The 9,649-nt window shown below is 34.0% G+C and carries 6 protein-coding genes; all 6 read left to right on the top strand.

Annotation, left to right across the window (positions count from 1 at the left end):
* Nucleotides 1-236: 236 nt before the first annotated feature.
* The 6 genes from F7732_RS15670 to F7732_RS15645 all read left to right on the top strand — a co-directional run bounded on the left by F7732_RS15670 (nt 237) and on the right by F7732_RS15645 (nt 9,617).
* The gene (locus F7732_RS15670) at nt 237-737 is read left to right on the top strand and encodes a GIY-YIG nuclease family protein (RefSeq protein WP_151574954.1); all 501 of its coding nucleotides are present in this window, start codon (nt 237-239) and stop codon (nt 735-737) included.
* Between the two features lie 13 nt (nt 738-750).
* Entirely contained in the window at nt 751-2,001 is a 1,251-nt protein-coding gene (locus F7732_RS15665) for a DNA sulfur modification protein DndB (protein WP_151574953.1), read from the top strand.
* Nucleotides 2,002-2,231: 230 nt separating this feature from the next.
* Nucleotides 2,232-3,950, top strand: a complete 1,719-nt coding sequence (locus F7732_RS15660) for an MrcB family domain-containing protein (protein WP_151574952.1) — start codon at nt 2,232-2,234, stop codon at nt 3,948-3,950.
* Nucleotides 3,922-6,402 (top strand): restriction endonuclease-like protein, encoded by a 2,481-nt coding sequence (locus F7732_RS15655; RefSeq protein WP_151574951.1) that lies wholly within the window; start codon nt 3,922-3,924, stop codon nt 6,400-6,402. The genes F7732_RS15660 and F7732_RS15655 overlap by 29 nt, the downstream gene beginning before the upstream one ends.
* A gap of 327 nt (nt 6,403-6,729) precedes the next feature.
* Nucleotides 6,730-8,607, top strand: coding sequence for a competence protein CoiA family protein (locus F7732_RS22870; protein WP_192913044.1), 1,878 nt, complete (start codon nt 6,730-6,732; stop codon nt 8,605-8,607).
* A gap of 47 nt (nt 8,608-8,654) precedes the next feature.
* Entirely contained in the window at nt 8,655-9,617 is a 963-nt protein-coding gene (locus F7732_RS15645) for an HNH endonuclease (RefSeq protein WP_151574950.1), read from the top strand.
* The last annotated feature ends 32 nt before the right edge of the window (nt 9,618-9,649 follow it).

Here is a 9,649-nt window from a genome sequence, read left to right as displayed (position 1 = left end):
GCATATTTCCTTTTCCATACGGGGTTCAAGAATTTTACACGGCTTAATTAAAATTCAAATGAAAAATTTGTAACCTTCATTCCAAAATCTTTTCAAATCTAATAATCAAACTTATTACTAACTAATGAAATAAACATCAATTAAGTTAGTAAAATTAAAAAATAATACTAACCTACATTAACATTTAAATATAAAAATGGTAATATTTATATATATATATATAAGGAGTAAGGAAAATGGATTATCTCGAACTAGGTCATTTGATACAAAAATATGCTATTAAAAATGTATACGTCTGTCCTGATATTTTTCAAGAATGTAATATTGTAGATTTCTCAAAACTACAATGGGATGAGGTTAAATTTATGTCTGAGCCAGGAAAATTGCATAAAGACATGGAGAAACTTCCTAAAAAAGGTGGGATATATATTTTCTGTGCAAAACATCATCTATTGCCTTCCTTAACTGGACAAATTATGTATATAGGAAGGGCTCATATATCTAGTACTCAGAATTTAAAAAAAAGATGCAGGGAATACTTAAAGGAAGAGAAAAGACCTAAAATTGTACTTATGAGGGAAAATTGGTGGGATAAGCTTTCAATATTCTATACTGTTTTAGATGATAATAAAGTTATTGATGAAGTAGAAAGGCGATTAATTCAATCAGTTCAACCCCCTTTTTGCTCAGAAATTAAAGATGTAACATTAAGAAAAGCTAAAAAAGCTTTTAGTTAGGAAGTGAAATTTTATGAGGATACCAGCAATAAATGGAAAAATGGGTGACTGGAATTATTACATAACACTATTAACTTTTGACCAGGTAGACAAACATGTCTTAAGAATTGGTGATGAGTTACACAAGTCGAAAACACTATCAGATATGATCCAGAGAACGATTACAAATAATTATTTAAGTATTAAAAAATATTTATTAGAAAATAATGAACGCTTTTTTAATTCAGTGGTTTTAGCTTTATATGATGGTGATCCCAAATGGATTGAAGTCGACTTTGATTACGGGGAAAAAAGATATACATCAATGGGATTGTTAGAATTTAACGGTGAAGAAAAAATATTTCCTGTTGATGGACAACATCGAATTGAAGGAATAAAAAGTGCATTAGAGAAAAATAAAGAGTTAATTACCGAAGAAATCCCTGTCATAATTATTAGTCACAGGAAAAGTAATGAAGGTATGGAAAGAACTAGAAGACTTTTTAGTACCTTGAATAGGTATGCTAAGCCTGTAACGATGAGTGAAATTATTGCACTTGATGAGGATGATGTGGTTGCTATAAGTACTAGAAATTTAGTAGAAAACCATAGGTTATTTTATGGTAGAAGAACTAGTCTTGATAAAACAAAGGCAATTTCTGATAAAAATAAAACTGCATTTACCTCAATTGAGACACTATATAAGTGTAATTTGTTTTTGCTTAAGAGTTACTTAAAGAGAGCAAGGATTAAATACCACAGTGAATATTTAAGAAGAAGACCTGAGACTCAGGTGGTGAAACAGTTTATAAGTTATTGTGACGATTTTTGGAATGCCTTTGCTGAAAAACTAAATGTAATGAATACTTATCTCGAAAATAATTCAGAGAACGCTAGCTCTGAATATAGAAACAATAATACAGGTGGTTGTCTTCTATTTAGACCAATAGGATTACAACCCTTTGTGAATAGTGTAATTGAAATTCATAATAAAACTGATGAAGATTTTGGCACAATTCTTAAGAAAATGAATCATTCTGTTTTAGAATTAAATAAAATTCCTTGGAAGCAAGTGTTATGGAACGACTATGAAAAAGTTATGATGTTAAGGGCTGATAAATTAGTCTCTAATCTCTTTATATATATGTATAATTCTGACTTATTAACTCCTTCAAATCTAAATTATATAATTAAAAGCTATTCAGGAAAATTAAATATTTCAGAAAATGAAATAACTGAAGTTCTAGAGGATATTGAAAATATTGTAAAAAATAATGTGTTTTGACGATATTAGCTAGTTTGTCATAAGAACCATAATACTAATCTATTATAATTTAAGGTGACTTTGACTTTTATCTGAGATTTTCTATTCACAGAATCCCCTTGTATCAATAAACGGTTTATTGATATTAAGGAAAGGAATAGCTTTACTAAAAGGAAATGATAACGAATTGCATCTTTTCATGTGGTTATAAATTCTAGGTAATGACCTATGGAGGAAAAAGGAGCATAGTCATGTCTAGTAACTTTAGAGATAAATTAAATAGAATAATGAATCAATACCTCCCAGCAAAAAGAGAACCCTTCGGAGGGCATCCACTAGGATCTTTTGTACGAAACGAGGTCACTGCTGAGATTAATAATCTCCCTTTTACTGATCCTTCTAATTATGTGGTGACTGGATCTGTTGGACAAGGTAATTGGGCTTCTGTTCCTTGGATAGCGATTATGAATCGTAAAATAACCACTTCTACTCAACGCGGTTATTATATTGTTTATTTGTTTAGTGAGGATATGGAGAGTGTATATCTTACATTGGCTCAAGGAGTTACCGAAACTTCGAAGGAAGAAATGTTAAGAATTAATGCGCAGATTAGAAAGTCTATTCCAGCGTCTAGCAAGGTAAAGAAAGATGAGCATATTTTTCTTGGAGATAGTAAAAAGGCGAGGGATTATGCTTTATCAACTGCTGTTTACATCCATTATGCTGCAGACCAACTCCCAGAGGAAAGTGTAATCATTAGTGATTTACAGGAAATGATACATATTTATGAGAATTACATTTCAATTAATAATGCTAGAATACCTTATACCCCAAACGTTGAAAAAGAAAAAGTAGTGGAAAGAGAGAAAACATACTTACCATCAATACATTTAATTGAACACATTTACTCATACATAAAGAGCAAAGGCTTCTACTACCCAAAAGAAGAAGTTATCAACTTATTTTTATCATTAAAGACAAAACCTTTTGTCATCCTGTCAGGGATCTCTGGTACCGGGAAAACAAAAATGGTGCAATGGTTTGCTGAGAGTCTTGGAGCGAATGAGACTAATGGGCAGTTTACGTTGATCCCTGTTCGGCCTGATTGGAGTGACGGGTCTGACTTATTGGGATATGTAGATATCAAAGGAGAGTTTAAAGAGGGCCCTTTAACAAAAGCGATTAAAGCAGCTATAGACCATCCTGATTTACCGTACTTTGTTCTGTTGGATGAGATGAATTTGGCGCGAGTTGAATATTATTTTAGTGATATTCTCAGCGTGATGGAAAGCAGAAGGTGGGAGGATGGGAAGGTTGTTTCTTCTACATTGTTATTGAAAGAGGTAGCAAAAGAAGATATTGCGCTTCCTAATAATCTATATGTAATCGGAACGGTTAATATGGATGAAACGACACATCCATTTAGTAAGAAGGTGTTAGACCGAGCCAACACGATAGAGTTTAATCGGGTTGAATTAGATAATTTAACTTTTCTGCAGGATCTTCAGGATGTAGATCCAGTAGAAATCGGTCAAAGGCAGTTGTCTTCAAAGTACCTGCATTTGAAGGATCTCTACCTAGTTGACCCAAAGATCATTGAACAGGTTACTGGTGAGCTAGTAAAAATCAATCGTTCACTTCAACTGATTAATGCTCATATTGGTTATAGAGTTAGGGATGAGATATGTTTCTATCTTGCCTATAACAAAGAAGGAGAGTTAATGAGTTTTAAGAAAGCATTTGACCATTGTATCCTTCAGAAAATCCTGCCTCGACTATCAGGAAGTGACTCAAGAATTGATCAGCTGCTAAGGGAGTTATATGTCATTTTTACAAACACTGAGTATCAGGATGTTGAGGAGTCGCGAGTAGACGAGCAAAATGTTCTGTATCCTAAGAGTGCTCTAAAAGTGGTGGAGATGCTTAGGAGGTTAAGAGCAGATGGCTTTACATCCTTCTGGATCTCGTGATGAAGTTGAGTTAGTCAAGATAGAAACAGAGGATTTCTCTCTTGTTATTAAGGGAAAGCCTTATCATGGCAGGTATGAAGGGTTAAAGCAGTATCGTGACATGGATTATCTTGATGTCATGCAATTTGAAGTGAACGGAGATCAAATAGATCGAATTCTAATCTATAATATTGAAACACAGCTGCTGCAGGAATCCACTCAATTACGGCCGATCTTTTTTGAAAATGGTGTATATCAGGTTATCGTAATGCCTAAAGCAGGCAGAGAGTTAACTTTTTATCATGAACACCCAGGATTAAGGCAATCTGTTGCGCGGGTGGATATCGCCAATACCTATATGTTAATGGGAAATCTGCAGTTTCAGAATGAAGTTGGATTAACTACCTTTGAAATTCGAGATGGTAATAAAAAGATATTAGACGTAACTTTAGAGGTCTTTCCAGCTAAGCTTGATTACAAAAATGATTATAAAAAGCTATTAGAAGAAGTTAATGATGAGATCTATAATCTTGCCTTTCATTTTATTCGAAAAACCTACTTAGGGGCCAAGGTAAAACTAGAAGGCAAGCCTTCAAGAAGTGAATTTTACCGCTTAATTAGCAAGCATTTTGATCAGTTTTTGCAGGCTGTTAACCATATTGAACGACAGCCACATCATCTTCTTCAAAAAACGTATGAAAAGGTTCGGGGAGACCAGTTAACTAAGCTAGATACCAAGAGTAGGAACTATCTGCAAAAAAGAGGTCATCTCTTTGCAGAGGTTAAAAACGGTCTTAAAGTTCATAATCTAACTGTCATGCCAACAGAAGGTCTTCGTGTAAAAAAGGAATTAACCTTTGATACCTCGGAAAATCGCTATGTAAAATGGATGATGCAGCGATTAACTCATAAGCTCTATGATTTGCTGGAGACATTGAATAATAGAAGTTCAAGATGGGAAGTAGAGCCTGATAGTGATCTCTTAGATAAGATCATCGAGATGATTAAGCAATTGGAGGGTAAGCTTAAAAACCCTTTTTGGAAGAGCATAAAAAAATTAGATCGATCCATTCATAGTTTAGTCCTGCAAATGGCGCCAGGCTATCGAGATGCTTTTCAAATTTATCTGACCGTTTCTAAAGGCTTGATGCTTCAGGGGAAACTTTATCAAATGTCGGTTAAAGATGTAGCTACATTATATGAATACTGGACCTTCTTAAAGCTTGGGCAAATTCTTGATAAAAAATATGAGCTCGTAAGTCAGGACATTATTCAAGTGAACCGTGATGGATTATTTGTGAACCTGCAAACCAATCGTTCTGCGACAAGAAGATATAGGCATCCTTTTACAAAAGAACAAATCATTCTGACTTACCAAAAGAAAGAAAATAGTTTGCCTACAATCCCGCAAGTACCTGATACGATGCTCAGTATCGCCAAAAAGGGGAAGGATTTTACCTTCAATTATGTCTTTGATGCCAAGTATCGGATCGATTACGCTCAAGAAGGCAGCTACTATAAAAATCGTTATAAGTACCCTGGTCCACTTGAAGATGACATTAATACCATGCATCGTTATCGAGACTCCATTGTTGCATACAATGAGGGCCCATATGAAAGAACAGCTTTTGGTGCATATGTTCTTTTTCCATGGTTTAACGAAGAGCTTTACCAGGACCACCATTTTTACAATAGTATTGATAAAGTAAATATCGGAGGATTGCCTTTTTTACCGAATGCCACGGATCTGGTTGAAAGGTTTGTAGAAAGATTGATTGAAAAAAGTCCAGAGGAGATTCAACAGGAAGGAATAGTGCCAAGAGGAACTGTTGAAGAGTGGAACTCTAGCTTGGATGAAAAAGTACTTGTCGGTTTGGTAAGAGATCAAGAAGAATATCGTAATTGCAGACAAACTGGCCGCTACCGTATACTCACTCATAAACTCAAGAGTGGGTGGCAAGAGACGAAATACATCGCCCTTTATGTAAAAAATGGGGTTACAGAGCATAACGGAGTCATTTGCTATGGAAGGGTTAAGAATATCAATCATGAGAAGACTGGCGCTGATGATTACATGCAATTTGAAGTTGAACATTGGATTAATTGCAATCCAATCATTAAACCTGTCGGATATGGCATCGCTGAATATATGCATACGACTTTGAGTAATTTGAGAGAATCTAAAGAGCTTCCTGAACTTTTTATGAAATCAAAGGAAGAGAAAACCTTATGGAGAATGCTCAGAAGGGTTTCCGACAAAATCACCATTGAATTAGATTCAGAATTCCTAGATACAGCAACGGTTGTAGAAGAGTTTAGGATTAAAAACATCCTAATTCAAATTAATAAGGAAATGAGAGAAGTAACTTTAGTGGGAACAGATCATCAGACAACTGAATCATTAGATAGTATGCAAAGAAATCCTTCCACTGTATTTAGAGCGTTGATTGAGCTGTTGGAGTGTAAGAAGTGAAAACATTTTACTTTGAGATTAAGTTGAAAATGGTTATATACTAATAACCTAAGTTAACGCTAATATAAAGGTGGCAACATCCTTCACTGGAGATTTTCTGATTATACAATGATTTATATTTTTAATTTAAATAAAAACGTTTCTTCATGACGAAGAGACGTTTTTTTATATCTATCAATAAAAAAAACAATAAATGTGGGTATTAATACCTAATAATTGAAAAAAATGCTAAAATTACAATATTAGATAAGTTTAGACTTTGATTAGTAATTTTTCTTCCCATTAATTAATATTTCAAAATTATTAACAGTGAAGAAAGGAGAAACCATGCAATTTACTTATGTACCTTATTTTAATAACTGGGAGTCTGTCTTTCCAAGTGGTAAAGAAACCATAGCATTTGAGAAACGATTTATTGAATTAGACAGCATGAAGCTTGATAAGCAAACAGAAGGTAAGCTAATACAGGGGAAAAATTCCCCTTATAAGGCATTTTGTCCAGTTTGCGAAGAACAAATGTCCTTTAAAAGAGGTTATGACAAAAAAAGTCCACACTTCTTTCATATAAATCGAGATGAGTGTTTTTCGTTTGAATCATTGGCACATGGGTCAACGAAAAAATATTTATATAGGTTGTTTATGCATGCAGGTTACCATGTTAAGGAGGAATCCTTCCAAAAAGGGAATGAGAAAGGAGCTCGGGCGGATGTAGCAGTTTTACATCAAATAAACGGTGAAAAAGAAATAAAATTGGCGATTGAGGTTCAAGCTTCTGGAATTAGGATTGCTGAAGTAGTTAAACGTATCAATTTTTATTATGAAAAAGATGTTCCAACAGCATGGATATTAGTACTTGATTCCTTCTTTCCCCCTCGTAAAGTGCAACAAGCTGAAGGAGAAATCGAGATTTCTGGATATGAGGGGACAAGAATCAGTACGTTTAATACTGAAGAGAAAAAATATGATTTTACCTATATAGAACCTACTGAGGAACGTCCTTTCTTTGTAACAGGAAAGATAAATAAGGCTTTTGATTTTTTAATGGATCTGTATCATACTGTTGTAGCCGTTGATCATGAGGGTTACGTTTTTCTAATTCGACGAGAACCTGATAGTGCATATCAACGTGCACAAGCGATACTAGATGGTGAAAGTATTGAATCTTTAGAAGATAAATTTCTTATTAGTCGCATTGAAGAATCATATATTGTTCCATTGTTATTGGAAACAGAAGTTTTACCTGCAGAATTCGCTGGAGAGCAAGCAGACTATAGTTCTGAGAGAAATACAGTTTCATTTACAGGGTCAGAACATAGGAGCGAAATGTTAGAAAAGTTAAAGAGGGCAGATAATGTAATCGATTATAGAAAGCCAGGGACAATGGAAGAATCACTTAATAGTGTTAAATTAGCAAGAGAAAGTCGCGTTGCACAAAGAGAGGCACTAAAAAAGTTACAAAAAGAGAGAGAGGAACAAAGGAAACGAGACGAAGAGGAAAAAAGAAAAGAAGAGATAAGAAAGAAAGAGGAAGAATGGCGGAGAGAACAGAACTTTGCCCAAGAAAAAAGGGAAGTTGAACAACGGTTTATCCATGAATCTGCGATCTTTAGACAAAATTGGCAAGCGGACCTAAAGGCAAGAGAATTCATTGATTTTCAAGAATTTAGATACTGGATTAATGATATGGAACAATCTCTTTCTATATGGAAAAAAAGTTATGAAACCTTAGCTTTTACTCCTAATTTTTCTGAAGAAGTAGTAGCCTTTATGGAAGCAGCTCGTAGTAATTATGAGTACCATCAAGAAAAACAAAGGAGGAATAAGCGGTTACTGGCAGAAAAACAAAGAAAAGTATTAGAAGAAAATGAAGCAAGAGAGTCTTGGAGAAGAAAACTTGATATATTAAATAAGAATGAAGAAGAGTTTCCTGCAGAGATGGCTAATGAAATTATATCCGTCCGGCAAGACTTTTGGAACATTTATGTGAATTTACCTCCTAAAGAAAATAAAGTTCTCTTTGAAAAAAAACATTTTCCAAATGGGTTGGCACCATGGTTTCTTAAAAGAAAATTTAAGTGGCAGCAACAACAGACTGAAATACAAAAGAAAAAGTGGAAAGAGGAAGAGAAGAATAAAGCTAAATTAAATAAACAAAAAAGAGATAAGCTTGAAGAATATGAATGGGAACAGCTGAAATTATTCTAGATAGGATTTTTAACTTTACTTATTACTTAATCAAATGAGGTGATACTATGTACATCCTACAAAACTATAAATCACTTTTTAAAATGCCTAATCCAGTGAAAATCACTGGTCGCAGCTCTAGTATTACGAATGCCTTTGTTAATGGAATTATTCCATGTATTGAACCATCTGAAACAGAAATTAAGGAAGTTCTTAGTATGTTAGGTATGACGGACTCGATAAGGTGCTCATATTGTGGAGACTCTTATTCAGAGTGGGATCATTTTAGACCTTTAATACATAAGAGAAGGCCGACTGGGTATATATCCGAGATTAATAACCTGGTTCCTTCATGTGGTAAATGCAATCAATCCAAAGGAAATAAATATTGGAAAGATTGGATCCAAAGTAATGCCCCGCTATCCCCTAAAACCCGCAATGTCAGTCATTTAGATCTAATTATCGCTAGACTAGAAAATTATGAGGCTTGGAGTAAGCCGATATGTATTAACTTTGAGGAAGTTATTGATAAAGAATTATGGGAAGAACATTGGGCAAATTGGGAAAACCTCCTTAACTATATGAAAAAGAGTCAATTGTTATCAGATCGGATTCAAGAGACATTAAAACAAAGTGTACAGCAGGGTGCATCGACTATTGCATATATAAAGCCTCCAACTGAACAGAGAGACTTACCAATAATTGAAGAAAAAGTTGAAAGAAAAATAGGAGTAATTGTAAGAGATGAGTTAATAGATATTCTGGTTAGTAACCAGGTACCATTAGAAAAAATTCAGCTATTACAAACGTCGAAATACTCTAAACAACAATTAAATCTAAATTTCCCTATGTTATTAGAAGTAGACGAAACAAAAGATCTACATCTACAAAAACAAGATACAAGAGGATATAGTAGATACTATAAAAAGCCCATAAGAATTCATGGGAAGAAGTATTTCCTCTGTTCGCAATGGTTTGAAAACAGTCGACCTTACCTTTTGCGCTGGATTGAAATGAATAGATTAAGTTAGATATTAATGAAATAAAATTGACTATCCTGAGA

It is taken from the genome of Bacillus mesophilum, from assembly GCF_008923265.1.
Lineage (GTDB): Bacteria > Bacillota > Bacilli > Bacillales > Cytobacillaceae > Cytobacillus > Cytobacillus mesophilum.
This window is presented reverse-complemented; position numbering and strand designations above follow the sequence as displayed.